Below are 24,861 nucleotides of genomic sequence, written 5' to 3' on the forward strand. Positions count from 1 at the left end.
GAATAGGGTCTTTCTTGCGCCCGCAACGCCGGACGGGGGAGTGGACAAGGCGCCGCGCGTCAGGCTGCCGCAGGGCGGTCGCCTAGCTGATCTGAGGGGGCGCGCTGGCCACCTCGCGCGCGGCGCGCCAGCGCATGACGATCCACACCAGTACAATGGCGGGCGCGCCGATCAGGGCGGTGGTGGCGAAGAAGCTGGCATAGCCCAGACCGTCCACCATGATGCCTGAGAACCCGCCGAACAACTTGCCCGGCAAGGCGTAGAAGGAGCTGAACAGGGCATATTGCGTCGCCGAGAACGCCCGGTTGGTCAGGCTCGACATGTAGGCGATGAGCGCAGTGCCGGACCAGCCGATCGCCACGTTCTCCACGGTAATCGCCAGGGTGAGGTAGAGGATGGAGGGGTCTTTTTCGAGCGGCCAGGGGGTGAAGGCGACGCCGTCCAGCGTGGTGACGGCTTCGGTGGGCTGGATCATGGCGAGCCACACGAAGGCGAAGGTGGACACCACGCTGATGATCGCCCCGAAGAGCAGCACCGGATAAACGCCGTACCGGGTCGCCGCGACGCCGGCCAGCATGGCGCCCGCCAGCATGGCGACTACGCCGTAAATCTTTGAAACCGCCGCTATTTCCGACAGGGTGTAGCCCATGTCCACATAAAAGGGATAGGCCATGAACCCGAGCACGAAATCATTGAGCCGGTAGGCCCCGATCAGGGTGAGGATCAGAAGCGCAATCCAGCGATAGCGCACGATGAAGTCCACGAACGGCGCCACCACGGCGGAGTACAACCAGGCGGCGGCCTGGCCCAGCGGATTGCCTTTCACCGCCCCTTCAATGGCCTCGGCTCCACCGCCCAGCGCCTGTGGCCGGGCCGGTTCCGGCGCCAGGAAAACGCCCACGACGCCGATGCCCATCAAGCCTGCCAGAACACCGTAAGCAAATGGAAACCCGCCATAATCGGCCATCACCAGCGCGCCGGCGCCCGCCGCGATCATCCCGAACCGGTAGCCCCACTGATAGATCGCCACCAAAAGCGCCTGAAGACGGTCCTCGGCGATGTCGATGCGCCAGGCGTCCAGCGCAATGTCCTGGGTGGCCGAGCCGAAGCCGATCATCACCGTGGCGAAGGCGATCACCACCAGACCGTCGGCGGGGGACGCCGAGGCGGCCAGCAGGATCGCGGCGATCACAATCAGCTGGGCGAACAATATCCAGGACCGCCGCCGGCCCAGAAGCGTGTCCAGAAACGGCAAGGGCAGCCGGTCGACCAACGGCGCCCAGATGAATTTCAAGGTGTAGGAGAGGCCCGCCCAGGCAAAAAAGCCGATCTCGGTGCGCGATACGCCCTCAATCCGCAGCCACGCGGAAAGCGTTGAAAAGACGAGCAAAATCGGCAGGCCGGCGGCGAAGCCCAGAAGCAGCATCACGCAGGCGCGCCGCCAGCCGAGGCTCGACAGCGCCCGCCACAGCGTCAGGCGCGGTTCAGCGCCGGAGAGGGAAGCGTCGGTTGAGGCGTCAGTCATCAGCTTTGGCGTCTCACTGGCGGCGTCAGGCGAGCCTTGCGCGGTTTTGGGGCGCGCACAAGCCGGTCAGGGTGTCGGCCAGCATATCGGCGTTGAGCGGCTTGGCCAGAAACGCGTCCATGCCCGCAGCCAGACACGCCAGACGGTCGGCCTCAGTGGCGTTGGCGGTGAGGGCGGCCAGCGGCAGTCCGGCCCCGGCGCCGGTCAGGGCGCGGATCGCGCGCGCGGCCGCCAGCCCGTCCATCACCGGCATGCGCAAGTCCAGCAGCGCCGCATCATGGGCGCCGGTGGCGGCGGCGTCCACCGCCGCCTTGCCATCGGTCACGTGGAGGACGTCGGCTCCAAGACGCCCCAGAACCGTGCGCGCAATCAGGGCGTTGACCGGATCATCCTCGGCCAGGATCACCGACAGGCCCTTGAGCGGCTGGCCGGCGCGGAGGGCAGATGCCGCGGTGGGGACCGGCGAAGGCTCACGCCGGTCAGGCTTGGCATCGGGTGCATCATGGCCAGCTGCAAAAGCCGCCAGGGACGCCAGGCGCACAGGCGCCACCAGCCAGCCGTCAAAGCCGACGGGACGCGCCGCAGCGCTGAACAAATCCTTCGTCTGGGGCCGCGCCAGCGCCATCAGGCGCGCGCGCGGCGCAGCCGCCTTGACGGCGCGTGCTTCGGCCGCCCAACGCTCGCTCAGGATCACTGTGAGGTTCTCGCGCAGGCGCGCTGCTTGCCGCATGGCCTCACGCGGCTCACTGGCGCAGACGACCTTCGCGCCGAGCGCCGCGGCCTGAGCCGCCAGCGCTTCTCGCTGGAGCGGCGACGGCGCCGCGATCAGAACCGTCCGTCCGCGCAGGGGCCGGGCCGCGGGCGCCGGCTCGATGGGCTCGCACGGCCAGGCGCACCAGAACACAGCGCCCTCGCCGAGGCGCGATTCCACGCCCACATCGCCGCCGGCGGCCTGAACCAGGCGGCGCACCATGGCCAGACCCAGCCCCGCGCCGGGCGCGCCGGAGCCTTCCTGGGCGCCGCGCTCAAACTGTTCGAATAATCGCGCCTGATCGGCCTCGCTGATCCCGGGCCCGGTGTCGCGCACGCTGAGGCGCACCGCCCCATCAACATAATCGGCCTCCACCAGAACGCCGCCCGTGGCGGTGAATTTCACCGCGTTGCCGGCCAGATTGAACAGTATCTGGCGCACCCGCGCCGGGTCGGCGCGGAGGCGTTCGGGCACGTGTGGATGGATCACATGATCAAGGGTGAGGCCCTTTTGCGCGGCGCGCAGGGCCAGTAGCTCGCAGGCATCCTCCACCAGCGCGCGCAGATCGACCGGTTCGGGCCGCAGCGCCAGCTGGCCAGCCTCAAGGCGCGACAGGTCGAGAATGTCGTCGATCAGCTTGAGCGCATGCTCGGTGCTGGCGCGGATCACATCCAGATACGCATGCTGGTCAGGCTTCAGCCGGGTCTCGCGCAACAAGTCCGCCGCCCCCAGCGCGCCGGCCAGAGGCGTACGCAGCTCATGGGTGACCGAAGCGAAGAACACCGTCTTGCCGCGCGCCGCCTCGCTGGCCGCCGCGCGGGCCTGGCGTTCCGCCGTGACATCGCGGCCCAGCGCCACCGCGCCGCCGCCCGCCAGCGGGGTCTGCGACCATTCGATGAAACGGGACCCGGCGCGGGTCTGCATGGCTGAATCAAAGCGGCGCGCCTGTCCGGCCTCGCCCAACCCCGGCGCCACGGCGAACCAGCGCCCGGCCCAGTCTTCCGCGCGGCCGCCAAAGGCCGCCAGAAACGCTGCGTTGACCCGGGCCACGCGCCCGTCCGCATCGCGCACCACGACCATCTCGCCAAGGGCGTCCAGAACGGTGCTGGCGTCAGGTGAAGGGGCGGGTCCAGAGCTCATCATTCCGATATGCCATGAGAGCGTTAACGCTCCGCTGACCGGCGGCGCGGGCGGGGATAGCGGGCGAGACCGGGGGGCGGATAGCGGGAGATCGCCGCGGGGGATAGAGAGCCGGGCCGAGCGGGGATAGCGTGCGGTCATGACCGGCGTGTATGGAGTCAAAGTCTGCCGTTTATGTGACAAAAGCAGCGGCGTTGGGGTCGTGGCGGCGCGTTTGGCGGTTCAGACCGCCGGCCGCCCCGAAACACCGCGAAGCACCGGCCTCAGCCACCCCCGCGCTCGGCCAGCTCGGCCAGCGGCCGGGTCAGGCGCTCATACGCGTCGGCGCTGACCAGAAACGCCCAGCCCTCGGTCCGGGCATTGAGCTCGGCGGCGCGGGCTTCGGCTTCGGGGGTCAGAGCGCGCACCTCGATGCGGGCCCAGCGCTCCTCGCCTTCGGCCAGGAAATCGAAGCGCCAGGCGAGGCCGTCAAAGCTGACCCCGGAGTGGCGGGCGGTGAAGGCGCCGGTCAGGGTCTGGTCCGGGCGCACATCGCGAAAACGCAGCCGGGCGCCGGCGGCGGCCACGCCATTGGCCGCGCCCGCTGTGATCAGGCGCCAGCCGCTTGGCGAGGTCAGGGCGTGATGACGGTCGGTGGGCGCCTCGCGGGCGAGCGCGTAGACCGGACCCCGGGCCGGACGGATGTCGGCGCGGGCCACAGTGCCGGGATCGAGATCCCAGAAATCGAGACCCAGCCAGCGTCCCGGATCGGCCAGCTCGGGCAGCGCGCCATCGGCGGCGAAGGCGCGCGGCGATGCGTCAGGACGCACATATTGACCCGTCTCGCCCCGGCTGGCGCCGGCGATGAGCGAGACCAGCACCCGGTCGTCGGCGTCCAGCACAGTGAGCCGCACCCCCGCCCCGCCCTCGGCCGGGTCATCCACGCCCAGGCGTTCGAAGCGGTCCGGGTCGCGGGTCAGGGCGCGCGCGAAGGTGAGGCCACGCAGCGCCTCGTCCAGCTCGGCGATGCGTTCGGGGCGCACGGCGTATCCGCCGCGCGAGGGCATGATCCAGCCATCCGCCGTGCGCTGCAGGACGAACTGGCCGTCCGCGCTCATGATCTCGATCCGGTCGGCGCGCGGCGCTTCATCCGCCCAGCCCGGCGCGACGGGTCCCGACACGCCCGGCGGCGCGCCGGTGGCCGCTTCACGCCACAGGGCCAGCACGCTGATGATCACCAGAGCGGAGGCGGTCAGCGCGGCGGCGAGCGCCTGACGCCGGCGGCGCAGGGCGGGCGCGGTCAGGGGCGGCGTCGCCGGTGCTGGCGCCTCGGGCGTTTGCGTTTCGGGAGCGGCTTGCATCATGGCCGCCTCCAGCGCCGGTAGAGGCCGAACCCGGCGCCGGCCAGGATCACCCCGCCGGCCGGAATCCACAGCGTCCAGATCATCAGGGCGCGCTCCAGCGCGTCGATCTCCACCCGGAAGCCGCGCTCGATCTCGCGCAGGCGGGCGCGGGCGTCGGCGATGGTGGCGCGCAGGGCGTCGGCCTCCACGGTCTCGGCGGTCTCCGCCCCGCCCAGCGCCGAGGCGCGGCCGGTGCGGCTGAGCTCCGCCAGGCGCGCTTCGGCATCCAGAAGGCTCGCCTGCAACTGGTCTTCCAGGGTCAGGTAGCGCGCTTCGGCCTCGCTGCGCAGCTGGTCGACGCGCACCATGGGCCGGGCCGAGCTAGCCCGCGCGCGCAGCCCCACCAGCGCCGGATCGCCCGCCAGCCAGTCGGCGAGATTGAGCACGAGGGCCAGATTGTCAGCGACGACCTGCAGGCCCTGCACCGGGTCATTGCGCTGGAAGAAGGCCGGATCGAACAGATCTGAGTCCGCCAGAATGACGATTTCGGCGTCCAAGGCGGAGCGGTCGAGATGATCGCCGGGCGCAAACACGCCCTCACCCGCGGGCGGGCCATCGGGGAAGGCGCTGGCGAAGCGGCCTGACACCCGGGCGCCCAGCACCAGCGGCGCGTCGGCGGCGGTCTCGTAATCGCGCATAAGGTCCTCGGGCGAGGGCGAGGCGGCGGCGCGGTCCACGTCCAGCCGGGCCGCGTCCGGCCCGGTGAGGATCAGCGCCGAGAAGCGGCTTTCGAGGCCCGGCGCCGGCAAAAGCGCGCCAGGCGAACCCAGATTGATTCCGCGCGACAGGGCGGCCACCGCCGGCAGATCACGGTCAAGGCCCGCAGGCGGCACAGAGAACCAGAGCGGGTAGGCGCGCATGCGCGTGCGGCCCGCCTCCTGAATCTGCACCGGCAGGCCGGCCTCGGCGTCCATGGCAACGGTGTTGACGTCGTACATCACGCCCCAATGGGACAAGAGCCCTGCGAGGTCCGACTCCCGCCGGGCGCGCAAAGGCGGCAGTCCGTCCGGGCCGGGCTTGAGGGCGACATGGGAAAGCGGGTCCACCGCCGCCAGCACCCGTCCGCGCGACAGCACGAACTGGTCCACCAGATAGGTCTGGGCGTCGGTCAGGGGTTCGGGATGGATCAGGAAGAGCGCATCGGCTTCAGGCGGAATGGCGTCAAACGCCTCGTCCAGCCAGATGAGTTCATAGGTTTCGGCCAGATCGGCGATGATCGGGTTGGACGCCGTCCCGCCCCGGGCCGGCGCCAGCGGCAGTGAGGTGGCGATGGCGATGACGGGCGTGCGCGCACGCTCCAGCTCTGTGATGGCGCGCACGATCTCGTATTCCAGCCGCGCCTCGTCGCGCGGATCGAAGAAGGCGATGCGCCGGGCTTCATCGATAGCGTTGCGCGCGGTCAGGCCGAAGAAAATCTGGCCGCCATCATCAGTAGGCAGAGGCGACAGGCCCGCGGCAATGGCGGCGTCCTCGGCGGCCGAGAAGGGCGCGGGGTCGATCTCCTGCAGGATCAGGCGCCCGCCCGAGCGGGCGACCAGCGTCCGCAAAAGCTCGCGCACCCGCGCGCCATAGGCGCGCACGGCCGGGTACTGCGCCGCCTCGCTGCGCGAATAATACAAGGTCAGGCTTACCGGCTCGTCGAGCCGGTCAATCATGCCCAGCGCGCCCGGCGACAGGCGGTAGAGCTGGCTTTCGGTCAGGTCCAGGCGCACGCCCTCCAGCGTGGCGCGCAGGAACAGGTTCAACCCGGCGAAGCCCAGGATCAGGCTGGCGATCATCACCGCGATGAAACGCCCCGCACTCATCGCCCGCCTCCCCGGCGTGCGTCGATCAATGTCATGGCGCAGGCCAGGCCCAGCACGATCAGGCTGAGGAAATAGGCGATGTCGGGCAGGCTGATGACGCCGCGGCGCAGGGATTCAAAGCGCGACAGGGCCGACAGCTCAGCCAGCGCCTCGGCCGCCGCGCCCGGCAGCCAGGCCGACATGGCATCCAGCACCAGCGGCAGGCCGGCCAGCGTGATCAGAAGGCACGCCGCGGCGCCCAGCACGAACGCGATCACCTGATTGGTGGTGGTGGCCGACAGCGCCTGGCCAATGGCGAGATAACCGCCCGCCAGCAGCAATGCGCCGAAATACGCCGTGGCGGTGGCGGCGTTGTCGGGCGAGCCCAGCCAGTTGATGGCGATCCACAAGGGAAAGGTCAGCGCCAGCGCGAGACCCGCCACCGTCCAGGCGGCCAGGAACTTGCCCGCCGCCACCTCCCACAGGGCGACGGGGCTCGCCAGCAGGGTTTCCAGCGTGCCGCGGTCGCGCTCCTCGGCCCATGCGCGCATGGCGAGCGCCGGCATCAGCACCAGAAGGAGCCAGGGCAGATAGTCGAACAGCGGCGCCAGATCGGCGCGTCCGGTTTCGAACAGGCGCCCGGTCTGCCAGGTCAGGCTGGGCGCGGCGATGGCGAACACGGTCAGGAAGACCCAGGCCAGAGGCGTCTGGAAATAGGCCGCCAGCTCGCGGCGGTAGATGGCGTTGAGACCGGTCATGGCGCGCGCCTGCGGCGCCGGCTGGAGATCGCCTCGCCGCTGAGCGAGGTGAGGTCGCGGAAGGCCGAACGGATGTCGCCATCCGGGCTTTGCGCGGCGAGAGCCGCCGGCGTGCCGTCGGCGAGAATACGCCCGTCTGCAATGATGATGGCGCGCGTGCAGATCGCCTCCACCTCGTCCAGCAAATGGGTGGAGATGATGATGGCCTTGTCCGGCGCCATGGCGGTGATGAGCGCGCGCACGCCGTCTTTCTGATTGGGATCGAGCCCGTCGGTGGGTTCATCCAGAATCAGCACGGGCGGGTCATGGGCGATGGCGGCGGCCAGGGCCGCGCGGCGCTTGTAGCCTTTGGAGAGGGTTCCTATGGCCTTCTCTGCGGCTTCGCCCAGATTGGCGCGGTCGAGCGCGCGCTCGGCGGCCTGGTCCAGATCAGCGCCGGAAAACCCGCGCGCCCTCAGACAGAAGCGCACGAAGCTGCGCGCGGTCATGGCCGGGTAGGCGGGCGCGCCCTCGGGCAGATAGCCCAGCTGGGTCTGGGCCTGCCGGCGCTGCATCGCGCTGTCGAAACCGGCGACCGTCGCCCGGCCGCCATCGGGCTCGAGGCAGCCGGCGATCATGCGCATGGTGGTGGATTTGCCCGCGCCATTCGGGCCGAGAAAGCCGAGGACCTCGCCCTGACGGACCTCGAAGCTGACATGGTCCACCGCCGCTTTGCCGGCGAAGGTTTTGACCAGGGAGTCGGCGAGGATCATTGGGCGTCCGCAAGCTTTGCTGAAATCCGGGACGCACCAGCGATATCGCATGGCGCAGCCATGCGCCACCGCTCCGGCGCCTTTGGGTGGTCGGGCGCGATGGTGACGTAATCGCCATAATGGAAGGTAAAGCACCGGTCAGTGCGAACCCTCCGGATCCGGGGGGCTGGGGGGGCTGTGAATCCAGACCCGGCGGTCTTGACCGCACTAACCGGCAGGACTGAAGGTGGGAGCGTGGTGAGGCTGCGCAAGGACCAAATCATGGCCGGATTGCGGCGGAACGTGAATTGTCTGTAAGCTTGCCGCCATTATCGCATTGGAAGATTTCATGACGCCACTCAATCCGCCCGCGCCGCGCGATGACAGGGTCATGTTCGAGCGCGCCGAGCTCGACCGCATACTCTGGCTCTACGGAATGATGGTCGCGGGCGGGGAGTGGCGCGACTACGCCATAGACGGGCTGAAGGACCGCGCCGAGTTTTCGGTGTTCCGCCATTCAGCAGACTTTCCGCTCTACCGCATCGTCAAGACGCCTGGCGATGCGCGCCGTCAGGGCGCGTGGAAAGTCATGGGCGGGGGCGGCGCCATATTGAAACGCGGCCACGAGCTGGAGGCGGTGCTGGCGGTGTTCGACCGGCAGCTCAAAAAGCTCGCCTGGCGCACGGAGTAAGGCCTCACCGCAGCAGCGGTCCTTCCTGATCGAGATAGCCGGTGTCAAAGCCCGCCAGCGTCACCAGGGCGTTGAAGTCGTGGAAGGTGACCCGCCCTTTCTGAAAGGTGACCAGACCCTGCTCGCGCAATTGGCGCAGGACGCGGTTCACATGGACCGCGGTCAGGCCCAGTGCATCGGCCAGATGATATTGCGTCAGCGGGCAGACAAAGCCCGTGCGGTCGCCCACGCCCACCAGATTGAGCCGGGTAGCCAGCTCCAGAAGGAAATGCGCCATGCGCATGTCGGCCGAGCGCCGGCCCAGATTGACCAGATGCTCAACCACCATCGCCTCATCGCGCGAGGCGGCCCAGAGCACGGCGGCGGCCAGGCGCGGGGCGCTGCTGAAGGCGTCGAAAATGCCTGACGCCAGCACTTCGGACGCCTCGATCCGGGTCACGGCCTCAATGGTGTGATCGGAGGTGCGAAACAGGATGCTGCGCAGGCCGAGAAAATCGCCGGGGATCTGGAAGTCGACGATCTGGCGCTCGCCATCAGGCAGGATTTTGTACGAGCACGCCCAGCCGTCCGACAGAATGAACGCTGACGCGTTGCGCTGGCCCTCATGAACCATCTGGTGGCCGCCCAGAAACGTCCGGCGGCGCCGGTCAAAGCGCGCCAGCGTCGACAGATCAGTCTGTGACAAGGCGACGAAAGCCGACAGCTTTCGCGTAAGCGGGCTGGGCTGGATCAACGGCATGACGTCCAGCCTGGGTCGGCAAGCGAACGCCAGCCGGTCCGGGCCGCTGAGAATACAAGGCTTAAAGCTGCTCTGTATAAGTCCAGCACCTCAGCACCCCCCTATTATCGGGGCGCATTCCAGCAAACCGGTGCGGGACTGTTTGCTACCCATTTGAAGGCGACGCCCATCATGACCACACCTCACGACGTGCCCGGAACGGCAGCGCTGGCGATCTGTGAATCGCTGCTTCTGGCGCTGAACGACCGCAATATTCTGCCCGAGGCCGAAATTGTCGGAATCCTCAAGGATGCGGCGTCCGCCCATGAAGAAGCGCCCGCAGGCGAGCATGACGCGCTCCACGCCGCCGTCGCCGCGCTGATCAACAGCATTCTGGACGGCGGCAATTCGGTGCGCCGCCCCTGATGACGACGTCCGCCGGGACCCCGGGGCGTGCGGCCTGTCCGTCCGCCCCGGGGTGCGCCAGCCGATCATGGCGTCACAGATAGCCCAGCAGAACCAGGATGATCAGGATCACAAGAATGACCCCGACCCCGCCGCTGGGCGCGTAGCCCCAGGACCGGCTGTGGCCCCAGCGCGGCAGCGCGCCGATCAGGGCGAGAATCAGGATGATAATCAGAATGGTTCCAAGCATGAGGCTATCCTTTTCTTCAAAATGGTCCGGCGATTAAGCGCTGAACGGAGCGCGCCTGACGCCCGCCTAGCGGCGTTCGGTCAGGCTGCGCCCCGTCCGGGCGGCAGGCTGGCGTCAGGGTCTAACCCTTGCGGGCCGCGTCCTTGGCCTTGCCGACATTCTTCTGGACCGAGCCGGCGGCCTTGTCGGCCTTGCCTTCAAATTCCAGCTTCTTGTTTCCGGTGACCTTGCCGGCGGTCTCCTTGACATTGCCCTTGGCCTGCTTGGCGGTTCCTTTGGTGCGGTCGTCACCCATGATCGTCATCCTCTTCCTGATCGTCAGCGCCGGACCAGGCCAGGGATCTGAACTGGAGACGGCCTGAGCGGTTGGCATCTTCACCGGGCATCGCCGGTATCACGCTAACGTGCATCAGCGGGTTTTCGTTCCCGCCCGGCGTGGCCGGGCCGGGCGATTCTTTCGGGCCGTCATCACGACCGGCGCGCCATCACGACGGCGGCGATACCGCCTGCCACAGACAGCAAGGGCACCACCAGCTTGAGCGCGGCGCTGGCCATGGCGGCGTCGGCGACAGCGCGGCTCTCGGCTGACGCGATCTGGGCCGCGCGCCGCTTGGCGCGCTGACGGGCGTACAGATGCACGGCCAGCGCCAGCAGGACGAACAGGGCGGCGAAGGCCAGCGAGGCGAGAGCAAACCCGATGACGGCGGCGAGCGATACCACGCCCGCCGCTGTCAGGAAGGCAGCCGCGACCCCGCCGAGCGCCACGGTGGCGGTCGATGCTGCAGCCTGTTCCGCGGCCTTGCCGGCATGACCGGCGATCAGGTCGCGCAGAGGCGCGAGGAGCGGCAACGTCATGGCGGATCAGCCCTTGTGCAGAAGCAGGCCCACAACGAGGCCGAAGCCCGCAGCGATGCCCACAGCCGCCAGCGGATTGTTACGCACCGCCTTGGTGGCCCGTTTCGTGGCGTCCTTGCCGGACTTGCTGATCTTGCGGCCGGCATCCTCGATGCTGTCAGACACGTCGTCAGTGACGGTGGCGGCCAGTTCGGACAGGTCCTTGCGCAGGGATTCAATCTGCGCCTTCAGGTCGTCGTGGTCGCCAGAGGCTTTGTTCGGCGATGTCATAGCATTCATGGGGGTCTCTCCAGACAGGGGGCGATGACCCCGGATTGTGCCGGGGCTCACATCAACACGCGCCTGTCGCTTGCGACAGGTGCGCGCCGGTTGGTTTCAGTTGGGGCTGACGATCAGAGCGGGGCGCTTGCCCGCAGGCTCAATGCAACCCGAGGAATCCGAGAACGACCCGGGCAAGCACGATGAAGCCGGCAAGGTACATAAGCCGGGAAAAGGGCGTGGGTCTGGCAAGGTCGGTGTTCCGGTCCATGGGCGCTCCGCTTGTCTTGCGTTCGCTCGTTTCCCCGGCAATGTGAAGATAGCCGCTCGCGCGGCCGTCGAGCTAACCTGGATCAGTTTTGGGCGCGATTACTGGCGCGATGACCTAGAACGGCCACCCGTCCATCAGACCATCCAGCCCGCCGCCTTGCCGGGCGTAAAGACCCCGGTCGCATGTGGTGTAGGCGCGCTCTACCGTGACCATCTCGCCGTCTTCAGACTGGCCGCTCATCACCGCGTAGACGCCGAAATCAGGATGGTACCAGACCCGCGTCGCCCAGCCAGCGGGGTTGGCGCCTTCGATCAGATAGGCCTCTCGCGCGCGCCCGCAAAAGCGCCGCTCCACCTGCTCGACGATGCGGAACTGGTAATCGCCGACGCTCCAGCCGTCCTCCGGCGCGTCGCCGCGCAGCGGGAAGGCGAAGACGAAGGGCCATTCCTGACAATGATAGCCCGCCGCTTCGCAGGCGATCACCGGCTCGGCGCGGCCGAACTCGATGAACACGTTGTGGTCCGGCGCGATATAGAGATCAGTCCAGGGATCGGTGAGGCTGACCAGGTGATGGACCGGATAGCTGTCCTCGCCGACAGTCACTGTGCGGGGCGGAGCGCCTTCCGAACAGGCGCTCAGGGCCAATGCTGCGATCAGGACGCAGATCGGCGCCGCAAGTCCTGATCCTGCCGGTTGCGATTGCGCCATGGCGTGCGTCCCCTCGCTGGCGTCCGGGCGCAGCGCTGCGGAGCGCCGCCTGCGTCCGCCCTCCCCAGCGGATCACAGGCGATATCGTCTCAGCCCTGCTGCTCGGGCAGGCGCACGATCAGACCGTCGAGCGCCTCGTTCACCTTAATCTGGCACGAAAGACGCGAATTGTCCCGCACATCGCCCGCAAAATCGAGCATGGACTCTTCCATGGACTCGCGCGGACCAGTCAGCGGCATCCAGGCCGGGTCGACATAGACATGGCACGTCGCGCAGGCGCACGCGCCGCCGCAGTCTGCGTCGATGCCCGGCACCAGGTTGCGGATCGCGCCTTCCATAACGGTCAGGCCGGTCTCTACATCCACCACATGTTCTGCGCCGGAATGCTCGATATAGGTGATTTTCGCCATGAAGAAGTCGGGTCCCATGCTGGTCAGAGGCGTGCGCCGGGGCGCTATTTAGGACAGGAAGGCGCGCATCGCCACTGTCACGTCCCGCAATGCGTCGGGATCGGGCCGGGCGCGCGCCGCGATCAGGCGCTGGGCGGCCATGAATTCCGGCGCGGCGTTGACCGCCTCGCAGGCGATCAGCACGCCATCCTTCAGGTGAAACAGGGCGAACGCGCCCTCTTCGGGATCGCCGCGGCGCACCATCTGGTCGGCGCCGTCGATCAGCCCGGCGATCTGCAGTTTCATGGCGTACTGGTCTGACCAGAACCACGGGACGGGATCATATGTGACCGGCGCGCCGCAGATCGCCGCTGCGGCGGCGCGGCCCTGTTCGATAGCGTTCTGGACCGATTCCAGCCGGATCGAGCGGCCGTAGAGACCGGACTCAAAGCGCGCCACATCGCCGATGGCGAAAATGTCGCGGTCGCTCGTGCGCGCATGCGCGTCCACCAGAATGCCGTCAGCGCAGGCGAGCCCCGCCTCTTCTGCCAGCTGTGTGCCCGCAACCAGCCCGGCGGCGATCAGCACCAGATCGGCCTCGATCCGCTCACCATCGGCCAGGCGCACGCCGTCGGCGCGCGCCGCACCGGTGATGGCCGCCACGCCCGTGCTGACCTGAAGATCGACGCCATAGCCGCGATGCAGCGCCCCGAACCAGCCGCCCAGCAGGGGGCTCGCCGTGCGCGCCATGGGCCGGTCGGCGGCTTCCAGCACGCTCACTTCAAGCCCGCGCTTTCGCGCGCTGGCCGCCACTTCCAGTCCGATATAGCCCGCCCCGATGATCGCCAGCCGCTTCGCGCCCGCCATGGCGTCCGACAAGGCGTCGGCCTGGGCGAGGCTGCGCAGCACGTGCACGCCCGGCAGCTCCGCTCCCGGCAGGGCCAGGCGCCGCGCCGCACCGCCCGTGGCCAGAATGAGATAATCATAGGCGATGGCCTCGCCCTCGCCGGTGATGACGCATTTGACGCCCCGGTCGATCCGCGTGACATGCACGCCGGTGCGCAAATGGATGCGGGCCGCGTCAAAATAGGCTTCGGGCTTCAGCCACAGCCGCTCGGCTGGCAATTCGCCCGACAGATAACCCTTGGACAGAGGCGGGCGCTGGTAGGGCGGGGCGAATTCAACGCCGATCAGCGTGACCGGGCCCTCATAGCCGCGCTTGCGCAGCGCCTCGGCCGCCGACAGGCCGGCCTGGCCCGCCCCGATGATCACGGTTCCCGCTGTCACGCCCGCGCCGCCTGTTCCGCCGTCATGAGGGCCGCAGGACGCCGCGCGGAAGCCGCGAAGTCAAGCAGGCGGTTCACGCCTTGCCGCAACCGCGCGCGCCGCGCTATCAGCGCGGTCATGCGTGAACGCCGCCTCCATCTCGCCAGCCCTGACGACGCCGCCTCGCTCGGCGCGCGCATCGCGGCGCAGCTTGAGGCGGGCGACGCGGTGCTGCTGGAAGGCGATCTGGGCGCGGGCAAGACTACGCTGGCGCGCGCCATCATCGCGGCGCTGACCGGCGAGACCGACGCGCCGAGCCCCACCTACACGCTGGTGCAGAGCTATGAGGCGCAGGCCGGGTTCGGCCTGCTGCACGCTGATCTCTACCGGCTGGAAGATACTGGCGAGCTCGACGAGCTGGGCCTGGACGAGGCGCTGGACCAAGGCGCGGCGTTGATCGAGTGGCCCGACCGGCTGGGCGCATGGCGCCCGGCCGACCGGCTGGACATTCGCCTTGAAGAGACCGGCGATGGCGGGCGAGGTGTGCGCCTTGCCGCCCATGGCAGCTGGGAGACGCGCCTTGATTCCCTCCTCTGACCGCACGGAGCGCCGGGCTGCGCTGATCCGCGACTCCGGCTGGGCGGACGCCCGCGAGACGCCGTTCCCCGGCGACGCCTCCACCCGCGCCTATGTGCGCCTGAGCGAGGGCGGGCGGTCGGCTGTGCTGATGGACGCCCCCGGCGCCGCCGAAGCCCCCGCCTGCCCGCCGGACGCCGATCCGCAGGCCCGCAGGGCGCTGGGCTATAACGCCCGCGCCCGGCTGGCGGGCAACAGCACCGCCGCCTTTGCGGCCATCGCCGGCGCGCTGACGGCGCGCGGCTTTTCCGCGCCGCGCGTCTATGCCGCCGACCAAGAGGCGGGCTATCTGCTGATCGAGGATCTGGGCGATGATCTGTATGCCCGCCTGATCCCCCAGCGCGCCCATGAGGGGCGGCTGTATGCGGGCGCGGTCGACACGCTGGCCGCGCTCTACCGCTCCACAATCGAAGCCGAACCTGAAGCCTTCGGGCGCAGCTGGCGCATTCAGGACTATGACGCCGAAGCCCTGCTGGCCGAGACCGAGCTGATGCTTGACTGGTATGCGCCCTTCCGGGGCGGCGACTTCAAGCCCGCCCTGCGCGATGACTGGGCCGACGCCTGGCGGCGCGCCTTCAAGGTTCTGGACGCCCATGCGCCCGGTCTTGTGCTGCGCGATTTCCATGCGGAGAATCTGATCTGGCTGCCCGAGCGGCAGGCCGAGGCGCAGGTGGGCCTTCTGGATTTTCAGGACGCCCTGTTCGGCCACCCCGCCTATGATCTGATCTCGCTGATCGAAGACGCAAGACGCGACGTGAAGCCGGAGCTTGCGCAGCCCCTCACCGACCGCTTCTTCGCCGCCGCCGGTCTGGCCGACCGCGAGGCGTTCGACGCGGCCTGCGCGGTGCTCGCCGCCCAGCGCAACGCCAAGATTCTGGGGATTTTCGTGCGTCTCGCCGAGCGCGACGGCAAGGCGCGATATCTCGACCTTCTGCCACGCGTGGCGCGCCATTTTGTGCGCGACATCGCCCATCCCGCCCTGGCCGAGGTGCGCGCCCTGGTGCGTGAGGCCGCGCCGGGCGTCTATGCGGAGGCGGACACGTGACGATCACCACCGCCATGGTCATGGCGGCGGGCGTCGGCTCGCGCATGCGTCCGCTGACCGATGACCGCTGCAAGGCGCTGGTGGCGGTGGACGGCAAGGCGCTGATCGACTGGACGCTGGACAAGCTGGCGGGCGCAGGCGTGGCGCGCGCGGTGGTGAATGTCCATCACTTCGCCGACGCGCTGGAAACTCATCTGTCAGGCCGGACCAAACCGGAGATCCTCATCTCCGACGAGCGCGACCAGCTGCTCGAAACCGGCGGCGGGCTGGCCAAGGCCGCGCCGCTGCTGGGTCGCGGCCCCATCTTCACCGCCAATATCGATGCGCTGTGGGTGGACGGGACGCAGGCCGAGCTGCCGCGTCTGGCCGATGGCTTCGATCCCGGGCGCATGGATTTCCGGCTGATGCTGGCGCGGCTCGATCACACGCTGGGCTTTGACGGGCCGGGTGATTTTTATCTGGACGCTGAGGGCCGCCTGACGCGGCGCGGCGAGCGCCCGACCGCCCCCTTCGCCTATGCCGGCGTGCAGGTGATGAACCCCCGCGTGCTGGCGGGCCGGGCCGTCGAGCCCTTTTCCACCAACAGGCTCTGGGATGAGGCGCTGGCGAAGGGGCGCGTGTTTGGCTGCGTCATGGACGCGTTCTGGATGCATGTGGGCGATCCGCAAGCGCGTGACGCGGCGGAGAATCGGCTACGCTCTGGTTTATGAGCGCCCATGACCTGTTCTCCGGCCCTGCGCCGCGTGTCTTCACCCTGCCCGCCGGCGCGCCCTTCCTGAGCGTGCTGGCGCGGGGTCTGAGCCGCGCCTTTCCCGATCCCGGCGCGCTGGCGGGGGTGACCGTGCTGGCCCCCACGCGGCGGGCGGGCCGGGCGCTGGCGGACGCTTTTGCAGGCCTTGAAGGCGGACCCGGCGCGGCGCTGCTGCCCATGATCCGCCCCATTGGCGATGTGGACGCCGACGATCCCCCGTTCGAGCCCGGCGAACTGGCTGAGGCTGCGCCCGACGCGGTCTCGCCGGCGCGGCGCCAGTTTGAACTCGCCCGCCTGGTGCTGCAGCGCGAGGCGGCGGCAGGCCGGTCCATGGGGGCGGGCGGGGCGCTGGCGCTGGCCGGGGATCTGGCGCGCCTTGTGGATGATCTGGCGACGGCGGGGGTGCGTGATCTGTCGGCGCTGGACGCCGATATCCGCGCCGCGCTGCCCGCCCACCGGCAGGAAGCGGCGCTGTTTCTCGACATTATTCTGGAGGCCTGGCCCGCACGTCTGGCCGAGCTGGGGCTTGTGGACCCGGCGGAACGGCGCTCAAGGCTCTTAAGTGCGCTGGCCGCACGCTGGCGCGAGACGCCGCCGCCCGGTCCGGTGATCGCGGCCGGCTCCACCGGCTCCATCCCGGCGGCGGCCGATTTGCTGGCTGTGGTGGCGCAGCTCAAACAGGGCTGCGTGGTGCTGCCCGGCCTCGACACAGCCATGGACGAGGCGGCGTGGGACGAGGTGGACGACACCCATCCCCAGCGCGCCATGAAGGCGCTGCTGGAGCGGCTGGAGCTAGACCATGGCACCATCCCCGTCTGGCCCGGCGCCGAGCCCGGCGCGCGGCAGGCGGCGCGGGCGCGGGTCATCGCCGAGGCGCTGCGGCCCGCGCGCGCCACCGGCGACTGGCTCAACCAGGTGCGCGCCATCGAAGCGGGACGCGGCGATCAGGCCTTCATTCAGGCCCTCGACGGGCTCAGCCTGATCGAGGCCCCCGCCCCCGCCGAGGAAGCACGCGCCATCGCGCTGGCCTTGCGTGAAACGCTGGAGACCCCGGCGCACCGCGCCGTGCTGGTGACGCCCGACCGGGGGCTGGCCCGCCGGGTCATCGTGGAGATGGAGCGCTTTGGCGTGACGCTGGACGATTCGGCCGGCGCGCCCCTGTCCCACACGCCGCCGGGCGCCTTTCTGATGCGCATCCTCGAAGCCGCGCGCGATCCGGGATCCGCTTTGGCCTTCATCGCCCTGTCCGCCTCACCCCTGTTTGCGCTGGGCGAGACGCGCGCCCAGCTGTCGCTGGACCTGATGCCACTGGAGCGCTGGACCCTGCGCGGGCGCCGGCCCGGCCATGACTGGGCCGCCCTGCGCCGCTCGGTCGAGACCGCTGACCTGCCTGACCGAGTCGAGCCGCAGCGCGAGCGCTGGCTGGCGCTGATCGACCTGACGATGGCGGCGATGGCCCCGCTGACGGGGCTTGCCGGCGATCATCCGTGTGCGGACTGGGCCAAAGCGCTGGCCGAGGCTGGCGAGGCGCTGGCGGCGGATGAGACGCATGCGGGCGCGGACCGGCTATGGGCCGGGGATGCGGGCGAGGCGGCGGCGGGTCTGGTGCGCGCCTTCTTGCACGAGGCCGAGGCGCTGACCGCGCTGTCCTTGCATGATTTCGCCGGCGCTTTTCTGGAGGCCGCTCGCAGCCGCATGGTGCGACAGCGTGCGGGCGGGCATCCACGCCTGCAGGTGCTGGGCCCACTGGAAGCGCGCCTGATCAGCGCCGACCGGGTGATCCTGGCGGGCCTGAATGAAGGCGTCTGGCCGGCGCCGGCCAAGGCCGATCCGTTCATGAGTCTCGGGATGCGCGCCCGCGCCGGCCTCGCCGCGCCCGAACAGCGCTTTGGCCTGGCCGCCCATGATTTCGCCCAGCTCGCCTGCCTGCCCGAGGTGATCCTGACCCGCTCCACCCGCGTGGACGGCGCGCCCACCGTGGCGTCGCGCTGGCTGTGGCGGCTGCAGACGCTGGCGCGCGGGGCGCTGGGCGAGGCGGCGGATAAAGCGCTGGCGCCGGCGACGGATTATCTGGCGCTGGCGCGCCAGCTGGATGAGCCGGGCGCCCGCACCGGCGTCAATCCGCCCGAACCGCGCCCGCCGGTGGACAAGCGGCCGCGCGCGCTGTGGGTCACCGACATCTCCACCTGGGTGCGCGATCCGTATGCGATCTACGCCAAGCATGTGCTGGGCCTGAGAGAGCTGAAGGCGCCCGACCAGGCGCCAGGCCCGGCCGAGCGGGGCAATGCCTATCACACGGCCTTCGAGGTCTGGGTCAAAGACCTGGGGCGCGCGGATGATCTGCCGCGCGACGCCTGGGACCGGCTGATGGCGGCGGGGCGCGACGCGCTTTTGGAGGCCGGCATGCCCGAGGCCATGCTGGGGCTGGAGCTCGCGCGGTTCGCGCGCGCGGCGCATTTCATGATGGACTGGGAGGGTGAGCGACGCCGGGCCGGCTTCCTCCCCGAGATTCTGGAGAGGCGCGGCGCGCTGACCCTGAACGACGCGCCGGGTGGACCGTTCACCCTGAGCGCGCGCGCCGACCGGATTGATCTGCGCCCGGACGGGGCGCTGGACATTATTGATTACAAGACCGGCTCGGCCCCCAGCGCCAAAGAGGCGGCCGCCTTCTTCGCGCCCCAGCTGGCGCTGACCGCCCTGATCGCCGCGCAGGGCGGGTTTGAGGACTGCCCGCGCCACGAGCCGGGTGATCTGATTTATCTGAAAGCCGGCGGCGGCAAGGACCCGGGCGAAGAGGCCTCTATCGTCAAATATCCGGGCACGGATGAAGCGTCTGACCTGATGCGCGATGCGCGCGAGGATCTGATCGACTGGATTACGCGGTTTGACGATCCGGAGACGGGCTATCCCAGCCAGCCGCGGCGCAAATGGGTCAACACCTACGGCGTCTATGATCATCTGGCCCGGCGCAAGGAATGGGCGAGCGCCCCCGGCGAAGGCGGCGAGGGGGGCGGATCATGAGCACGCCGGGATTTGATCCGATTGTCGTCGAAGCCGCCAGCCAGGCCCAGCGTGACGCCGCCGATCCGGCGCGCAGCGTGTTCGTGGAGGCCAATGCCGGATCGGGCAAAACACGCGTTCTGGTCGACCGGGTGGCGCGCTTGCTGCTGGGCGGCGCGGCGCCCGAACGCATATTGTGCGTGACCTTCACCAAGGCCGCCGCAGGCGAGATGCAGACGCGCCTGTTCCGCAAGCTGGGCGCCTGGTCGGTGATGCCGGACGATCAGCTGCGCGCCGAAATGGCCGCGCTGTCGGGCGGCGCTGAAGCAACCCATGATCTCGCCGCCGCGCGCCAGTTGTTCGCCCGCGCGCTGGAGACGCCGGGGGGCCTGAAAATCCAGACCCTGCATGCGTTCTGCGAAAGCCTCTTGCGGCGCTTCCCGCTGGAGGCCGGCCTGCCGCCGGGCTTTGAGGTTCAGGACGATGCGGTCAAGGGCGTCATCACTGAAGAGGCGCTGCAGGCTGTCTGGGGCGAGGCGGCGCGCGCGCCCGATGGTCCGCTGGCGGACGCCATCGCCCAGGCGCTGGAGGCCGGGTCTGACAAGCCAGCCGAGATCGCCTCCTTCGCCCTGGCCCGCCGTCACGAGCTGCGCGCCTGCCTGGACGCCGCCGGGTCGCTGGACGCGCTGATGAACCGGGCGAGCGCAGCGCTGAAAGTCGCTCCGGATGCGGACGAAGCCTCCGCGCTGGAGGAGGCGTGGGACGATACGCCCGTGGATGATCTGGAAGCGGCCCTGTCGGCGTTCCAGGCCGGGACCTCCAAGACTGAAAACAAGAGCGCCGCGGCGCTCGCCGGCGTGCTGGAAGCCGCCACGGTGTCGGGTGAAGACGCGATCTCGGACTATCTCGACTTCGTGCTGACCAAAAGCGGCACGTTCAAGAAACCCGGCAGTTTCTACGGCAAGGCGCTGGGCGAGCGCTACCGCATTCTGGCCACGCTCTATGGCGATGACGGCAATGAAATGCACCGCATCATGGACGAGGTGCTGCCCGGCATCGCCGCCGCGCGCGCCAACGCCGCCACCCGCGCCGCCCTGCAGATCGGTTTCGCCGCCATCGAGGCTTATGAGGCGCGCATGAGCCGCCTGCGCCGGGTGGATTTCGCCGATCTGGTGGTGCGCGCGCGTGCTTTGCTCACCGATTCTGACCTCAGCGCCTGGGTGCTCTACAAGCTCGATGAAGGGCTGGATCATGTGCTGGTGGACGAAGCGCAGGATACGGCGCCCGACCAGTGGGCGGTGATCAATGCGCTGACGGAGGAATTTTTCTCCGGGTCCGGCGCCCGCGCCGACGGCCCGCTGCGCACCGTGTTCTGCGTGGGCGACGAGAAACAGTCTATCTATTCCTTCCAGAAGGCCGATCCGCGCCAGTTCCTGGCCCAGCGCGCAAGGCTTGAAGCCGAAACCCATGGCGCCGGCCTCGCCTTTGCGAGCCCTGCGCTGGATGCGTCTTTCCGCTCCGCGCCCGAAGTGCTGCGGGCGGTGGATGACGCGTTCTCAGCCGAACAGGCGGCGCTGGAGGCGGCGGAGCCTGATGACGCCGGCGCCGTGCTGGAGCGCAAATTCCTGATGTCGGACCCGGAGACGGAGACGGCGCGCGACCCCCTGCCGTTCCACCGCTATCCGCCCCATCGCGCGGCGCGTCAGGGCATGCCGGGCTGCGTCGAGAGCTGGCCCGCCATTCCGCGTCCGGAGGGTCTGGAAGCCGATACGCTGGAGATCGAGCCGGTGGATGCGCGCGAGGAGCGGTCCGAGCGCAATCAGCTGGCCCAGGCGGTGGCCGACGAGATCGCCGCCATCATCGAACGCGGCGATGGCGTGTGGGAGGAAGGCAAGCCCTGGCGGCTGCGGCCTGCCAAGGCAGGCGATATTCTGGTGCTGGTGCGCCGGCGCAGCGGCGGATTGTTCGAGGAGATTATCCGCAGGCTGAAACTCAATGGCGTGCCGGTGGCCGGCGCCGACCGCATGACCCTGGCCGACCAGCTGGTGGTGGAGGATTTGCTGTCGCTGGGCCGGTTCGCCCTGCTGCCTGAAGACGATCTGGCGCTGGCTGAAGTGCTCAAAAGCCCGGTCTTCCATCCGGTCTCCAGCCCGCTGCCGCCCCTTGATGACGACGCCCTGTTCGATCTCAGCCAGCGGCCCGGACGCCGGCTCTGGGACAAGCTGCGCCATAGCGATGATCCGCGCTTTGCTGAAGCGCGCGCGGCGCTGGACGCCGTGCGCGGACGGGTGGAGACCGAGGCGCCCTACGCCCTGTTCGCCGGCTTTTTGACGGGCGCGTCGGCCACCGGCGAAAGCCGTTTGTCGCGCATCTATGCCCGGCTGGGCGAAGAGGCGCGCGATCCGGTAGAGGAATTCTTGAGCCGGGCTTTGGCCCATGAGCGCGAGGGCGCGCCCTCGCTGGCGCGTTTCATCACGGCGCTGGCGGCGGACGAGGGCCAGATCAAGCGTGAGATGGAGGCCGGGCGCGGCGAGGTGCGGGTGATGACCGTACACGGGGCCAAGGGTCTGGAAGCGCCCATCGTCTTCCTGCCCGACACCACCCAGCTGCCGAGGAACAAGAGCGGCGGGCTGTACGCCCACCCGGACGCCGGGCTGATCTGGGCGCCGGATTCGTCTGTTCCACCGCGCCTGGTGGCGTCCATGAAGGAACGCGCCGAGCTGGATCAGGATGGCGAGTATATCCGCCTATTGTACGTGGCCCTGACCCGCGCGCGCGACCGGCTGGTGGTATGCGGGCACCGCCATGGCCACGGGACCGGCGAGGTCAGCGCGGGAAGCTGGTATGAGCGGTGCGCGCGGGCCTGGCGCGGGCCGGACTGGCGCCCGATCCGGACGCCGGTCAATGCGATGGCCGACCGCCATGGCTGGCTGTCGGAGCCCGGCCTGCGTCTGGGACCGAATCCGCAGCCGCTGGGCAAGGCGCAGGATGCCGCCCCGCACGCGGCTCTGCCCGGCTGGTCGCGCGCGCCTGTCCCCGCAGAGCCGGCGGCCCCGCGCGCGGCGGCGCCCTCGCGTCTGCTGGAGGACGAGGCGGGCGGGTTTGCGCCCGTGTCGCTGTCCCCGCTGGCCGAAGGCGGCGAGGCGCGCTTCCGGCGCGGGGCGTTGATCCACAAGCTGTTGCAGACCTTGCCCGATCTGCCGCGCGACCGCCGCGGGTCGTCCGCCGCGCGCTATCTGGCCGCCCAGGCTGATCTCAACGACGCGCAGCGCACCGAGATCGCGGCGGAAACCTTCAAAGTGCTGGACGATCCGTCGTTTGCGCCGCTCTTTGGTCCGGGGTCGCGCGCCGAGGTGTCGGTGTCCGGCCGGGCGCCGGGATTGCCGGAGGATGTGGTGATCAACGGCCAGATCGACCGGCTGGTGGTGACCGGTCACGAAATCCTGATCGTGGATTACAAAACCAATCGCCCGCCGCCGCAGGACGTGGCGAACGTGCCGCTCACCTATCTCGCCCAGATGGCGGCGTACCGCGCGCTTTTGCAGGGCCTGCATGCCGGCAGGCCGGTGCGCTGCGCGTTGTTGTGGACCGATGGTCCGCGCCTGATGGAGCTGCCTGAGGGGCTGCTCGACGAGACACTGGCGCGGATCGGCAAAGCCCGGCGCGCTTGACCGCAAGCGCGCGCCTTCCTAGATGCGGACAACCCCAAGGGCCGCCCGACCCCGGACCGGCCCAGGATATGACAAGGAGCGATTTCGATGGCGACCAAGACGGTGACCGACGATTCCTTTGACGCCGACGTGCTCAAGGCTGACGGCCCGGTGCTGGTGGATTTCTGGGCCGAATGGTGCGGGCCCTGCCGCCAGATCGCTCCGGCGCTGGAAGATATTTCCAACGACATGGCCGGCAAGCTGACCGTGGCCAAGGTCAATATCGACGAAAATCCGATGGCGCCCAGCAAGTATGGCGTGCGCGGCATCCCCACCATGATCCTGTTCAAGAACGGCGAGATCGCCGCCACCAAGGTCGGCGCCCTTCCCAAGAGCAAGCTGGTGGAGTGGGTGCAGGGCGCGATCTGACGACGGTCCGGCCAGCGCCGGCCTTTCGCGGACACCCTGCTCGTTGCCGTCCTGATACGGCGCAGATGGCGGACCGTTGAGCGCGGCGCGTCTTCGTCCGGGAAGTCGTGTGATGACGGTTCCGTCGAACGTCGCGTAGTCTCGCCTCTGGAACAAATACATGTGATCGAATTAAGCCAATGGCTGCCGGGGACGATGATGACCGACCAGACCACCATCAGAGGCTGCCAGTCGATTCATGCCCCGTCGGGGGAAGTTCTGTTCCCTGGCCGCTGGAACAGCCTGTCACTGCTCAATGCGGTTACCGGTCCGTTGGGTGATGAGTATTGGCGCGGACGCCGGGTGCTGGATATCGGCGCGAATACCAGCGGCCTCAGCATTGAGCTCGCCCGGCGCGGGGCGTCTGTGCTGGCCATCGAGCCGGACCCGTACGGGATGAATAAGGGGAAGGCTGTCAAAATTGTCAGCGAGATCATCTCGCAGGAAGGCCTTGACATCGAACTGCGCAGCGAGGGCCTGTTTGACGCGCACAGGCTTGGCGCGTTCGACACGGTGATGTGTCTTGGATTGATCTACCATTTCCGCTCCCAGCAGTTCGTGCTCGACTATCTGTCCACGGTGAAGGGGCAAGACCTCATCATTTCGAACCAGACCTGTGCGGGCGACGATCTGATTATGGCCAACCGGCTGTCCACGTCAGCGGCGATGTCGCCGGAGCGCTGGGAAGCTTACGAGCAGGTCCTTGCCGGCTGGCATCCGACGCACGCCTTGTTCAAGCGAATGATCGAATTCGCCGGCTTCACCGACGTGATTGCGCTGACCGACCCGTCGGTGAATTTCCCCAAAAAGCCAGTTCCGGGGGTCACGAACTCGGCCTACTATCACGCCCGCTTTGATCGCGTCGTCGATCCGATCGCGTCACAATACATGTATCTTGGGCGCTGATGCCGGCCACCGCCATTCGATCGCGCGGTCCGGGCTGTGGTTCAATCCGACGTCAGCTTCAGACCCTCCAGCGCCGCGCGCTGGGCGGGCGGGATCTCCACCGCGCCATTGTCATCGGTGACAACCAGCACGGTTTCGCACGTGCCGACGCATTGCCCGTTCTGGAACAGGGCGAGCGCGATGGTGTAGCTCGACCGGCCGATATGGCTGACGCCCGCCGCCACCTCGATATCGCCGGGATAGTGCGCCTCGGCCAGATAGGCGATGTGCACGTCGGCGATCAGCATGCGCAGCCCGCTCTCATGGCGCATCTCAAGCGGGAAGGCGGCGCGGTTGAGGCAGGCGCGGCCCTCTTCGTAGAATGAGCCCAAGGCCACATTGTTGAGATGGCCCAGCGTGTCCAGATCACGAAAGCGCGACGGCACGATGACCGAGACCGGATAGGTCTCTCGGGTCAGGCGGAAGGCGTCAGGTTTCATCTCGAAAGTCCGGGCGGCTGAGGTGAGCGGGCCACGCCTTATGC

At 68.9% G+C, this 24,861-nt stretch carries 24 protein-coding genes; 9 read left to right on the forward strand and 15 right to left on the reverse strand.

Annotated elements, in window-relative coordinates; translation table 11 throughout:
• Window positions 1-82 precede the first annotated feature (82 nt).
• From L2D01_14445 to L2D01_14470, 6 genes are all read right to left on the reverse strand, one after another.
• A complete protein-coding gene (locus L2D01_14445) occupies window positions 83-1,525 on the reverse strand; it encodes an MFS transporter (GenBank protein WBQ10071.1) in 1,443 nt (480 codons plus the stop codon).
• Window positions 1,526-1,550: 25 nt separating this feature from the next.
• The gene (locus L2D01_14450) at window positions 1,551-3,416 is read right to left on the reverse strand and encodes an ATP-binding protein (GenBank protein ID WBQ10072.1); all 1,866 of its coding nucleotides are present in this window, start codon (window positions 3,414-3,416) and stop codon (window positions 1,551-1,553) included.
• A 263-nt stretch (window positions 3,417-3,679) separates the two neighbouring features.
• A complete protein-coding gene (locus L2D01_14455; GenBank protein ID WBQ10073.1) occupies window positions 3,680-4,759 on the reverse strand; it encodes a DUF4340 domain-containing protein in 1,080 nt (359 codons plus the stop codon).
• The gene (locus tag L2D01_14460; GenBank protein ID WBQ10074.1) at window positions 4,756-6,603 is read right to left on the reverse strand and encodes a Gldg family protein; all 1,848 of its coding nucleotides are present in this window, start codon (window positions 6,601-6,603) and stop codon (window positions 4,756-4,758) included. Before L2D01_14460 ends, L2D01_14455 begins: the two co-directional genes overlap by 4 nt.
• On the reverse strand, window positions 6,600-7,340 hold the full coding sequence (locus tag L2D01_14465) for an ABC transporter permease (GenBank protein WBQ10075.1): 741 nt from the start codon (window positions 7,338-7,340) through the stop codon (window positions 6,600-6,602). Before L2D01_14465 ends, L2D01_14460 begins: the two co-directional genes overlap by 4 nt.
• Complete coding sequence (locus L2D01_14470) at window positions 7,337-8,092, reverse strand: ABC transporter ATP-binding protein (protein ID WBQ10076.1); 756 nt, start codon at window positions 8,090-8,092, stop codon at window positions 7,337-7,339. Before L2D01_14470 ends, L2D01_14465 begins: the two co-directional genes overlap by 4 nt.
• 328 nt (window positions 8,093-8,420) lie before the next feature.
• On the opposite strand from L2D01_14470, the gene L2D01_14475 reads away from it, so the two are divergent.
• Entirely contained in the window at window positions 8,421-8,762 is a 342-nt protein-coding gene (locus L2D01_14475; protein ID WBQ10077.1) for a DUF2794 domain-containing protein, read from the forward strand.
• A 4-nt stretch (window positions 8,763-8,766) separates the two neighbouring features.
• Here L2D01_14475 and L2D01_14480 read toward each other — a convergent pair whose 3' ends face one another.
• Window positions 8,767-9,501 carry a Crp/Fnr family transcriptional regulator gene (locus L2D01_14480; protein ID WBQ10078.1) on the reverse strand — a complete coding sequence of 245 codons (735 nt, stop codon included), beginning with the start codon at window positions 9,499-9,501 and terminating at the stop codon, window positions 8,767-8,769.
• Window positions 9,502-9,672: 171 nt separating this feature from the next.
• On the opposite strand from L2D01_14480, the gene L2D01_14485 reads away from it, so the two are divergent.
• On the forward strand, window positions 9,673-9,906 hold the full coding sequence (locus L2D01_14485; protein WBQ10079.1) for a hypothetical protein: 234 nt from the start codon (window positions 9,673-9,675) through the stop codon (window positions 9,904-9,906).
• Window positions 9,907-9,979: 73 nt separating this feature from the next.
• On the opposite strand, the gene L2D01_14490 is transcribed toward L2D01_14485, so the two are convergent.
• From L2D01_14490 to L2D01_14520, 7 genes are all read right to left on the reverse strand, one after another.
• Complete coding sequence (locus tag L2D01_14490; GenBank protein ID WBQ10080.1) at window positions 9,980-10,135, reverse strand: DUF3309 domain-containing protein; 156 nt, start codon at window positions 10,133-10,135, stop codon at window positions 9,980-9,982.
• A gap of 121 nt (window positions 10,136-10,256) precedes the next feature.
• Window positions 10,257-10,430, reverse strand: a complete 174-nt coding sequence (locus L2D01_14495) for a CsbD family protein (GenBank protein ID WBQ10081.1) — start codon at window positions 10,428-10,430, stop codon at window positions 10,257-10,259.
• A gap of 173 nt (window positions 10,431-10,603) precedes the next feature.
• Window positions 10,604-10,990, reverse strand: coding sequence for a hypothetical protein (locus tag L2D01_14500; GenBank protein ID WBQ10082.1), 387 nt, complete (start codon window positions 10,988-10,990; stop codon window positions 10,604-10,606).
• Window positions 10,991-10,996: 6 nt separating this feature from the next.
• The gene (locus L2D01_14505; protein WBQ10083.1) at window positions 10,997-11,269 is read right to left on the reverse strand and encodes a hypothetical protein; all 273 of its coding nucleotides are present in this window, start codon (window positions 11,267-11,269) and stop codon (window positions 10,997-10,999) included.
• A 364-nt stretch (window positions 11,270-11,633) separates the two neighbouring features.
• A complete protein-coding gene (locus L2D01_14510) occupies window positions 11,634-12,227 on the reverse strand; it encodes a hypothetical protein (GenBank protein WBQ10084.1) in 594 nt (197 codons plus the stop codon).
• Window positions 12,228-12,316: 89 nt separating this feature from the next.
• Window positions 12,317-12,637 carry a (2Fe-2S)-binding protein gene (locus L2D01_14515; protein ID WBQ10085.1) on the reverse strand — a complete coding sequence of 107 codons (321 nt, stop codon included), beginning with the start codon at window positions 12,635-12,637 and terminating at the stop codon, window positions 12,317-12,319.
• A 48-nt stretch (window positions 12,638-12,685) separates the two neighbouring features.
• Window positions 12,686-13,903, reverse strand: coding sequence for an FAD-dependent oxidoreductase (locus tag L2D01_14520; GenBank protein ID WBQ10086.1), 1,218 nt, complete (start codon window positions 13,901-13,903; stop codon window positions 12,686-12,688).
• A gap of 117 nt (window positions 13,904-14,020) precedes the next feature.
• Between L2D01_14520 and tsaE the strand changes: the two genes are divergently transcribed.
• The 7 genes from tsaE to L2D01_14555 all read left to right on the forward strand — a co-directional run bounded on the left by tsaE (window position 14,021) and on the right by L2D01_14555 (window position 24,338).
• On the forward strand, window positions 14,021-14,479 hold the full coding sequence (gene tsaE, locus L2D01_14525) for a tRNA (adenosine(37)-N6)-threonylcarbamoyltransferase complex ATPase subunit type 1 TsaE (protein ID WBQ10087.1): 459 nt from the start codon (window positions 14,021-14,023) through the stop codon (window positions 14,477-14,479).
• Window positions 14,463-15,563, forward strand: a complete 1,101-nt coding sequence (locus L2D01_14530; protein WBQ10088.1) for a phosphotransferase — start codon at window positions 14,463-14,465, stop codon at window positions 15,561-15,563. The genes tsaE and L2D01_14530 overlap by 17 nt, the downstream gene beginning before the upstream one ends.
• A complete protein-coding gene (locus L2D01_14535) occupies window positions 15,560-16,273 on the forward strand; it encodes a nucleotidyltransferase family protein (protein ID WBQ10089.1) in 714 nt (237 codons plus the stop codon). Before L2D01_14530 ends, L2D01_14535 begins: the two co-directional genes overlap by 4 nt.
• On the forward strand, window positions 16,270-19,335 hold the full coding sequence (gene addB / locus L2D01_14540) for a double-strand break repair protein AddB (GenBank protein WBQ10090.1): 3,066 nt from the start codon (window positions 16,270-16,272) through the stop codon (window positions 19,333-19,335). Before L2D01_14535 ends, addB begins: the two co-directional genes overlap by 4 nt.
• Entirely contained in the window at window positions 19,332-22,985 is a 3,654-nt protein-coding gene (locus L2D01_14545; GenBank protein WBQ10091.1) for a UvrD-helicase domain-containing protein, read from the forward strand. The genes addB and L2D01_14545 overlap by 4 nt, the downstream gene beginning before the upstream one ends.
• A gap of 87 nt (window positions 22,986-23,072) precedes the next feature.
• Entirely contained in the window at window positions 23,073-23,393 is a 321-nt protein-coding gene (gene trxA, locus L2D01_14550) for a thioredoxin TrxA (protein WBQ10092.1), read from the forward strand.
• A gap of 162 nt (window positions 23,394-23,555) precedes the next feature.
• Window positions 23,556-24,338 carry a DUF1698 domain-containing protein gene (locus L2D01_14555; GenBank protein WBQ10093.1) on the forward strand — a complete coding sequence of 261 codons (783 nt, stop codon included), beginning with the start codon at window positions 23,556-23,558 and terminating at the stop codon, window positions 24,336-24,338.
• Window positions 24,339-24,379: 41 nt separating this feature from the next.
• Here L2D01_14555 and L2D01_14560 read toward each other — a convergent pair whose 3' ends face one another.
• Entirely contained in the window at window positions 24,380-24,817 is a 438-nt protein-coding gene (locus L2D01_14560) for an acyl-CoA thioesterase (GenBank protein ID WBQ10094.1), read from the reverse strand.
• Window positions 24,818-24,861: the final 44 nt, after the last annotated feature.

The organism is Hyphomonadaceae bacterium ML37 (genome assembly GCA_027627685.1).
GTDB lineage: Bacteria > Pseudomonadota > Alphaproteobacteria > Caulobacterales > Maricaulaceae > Oceanicaulis.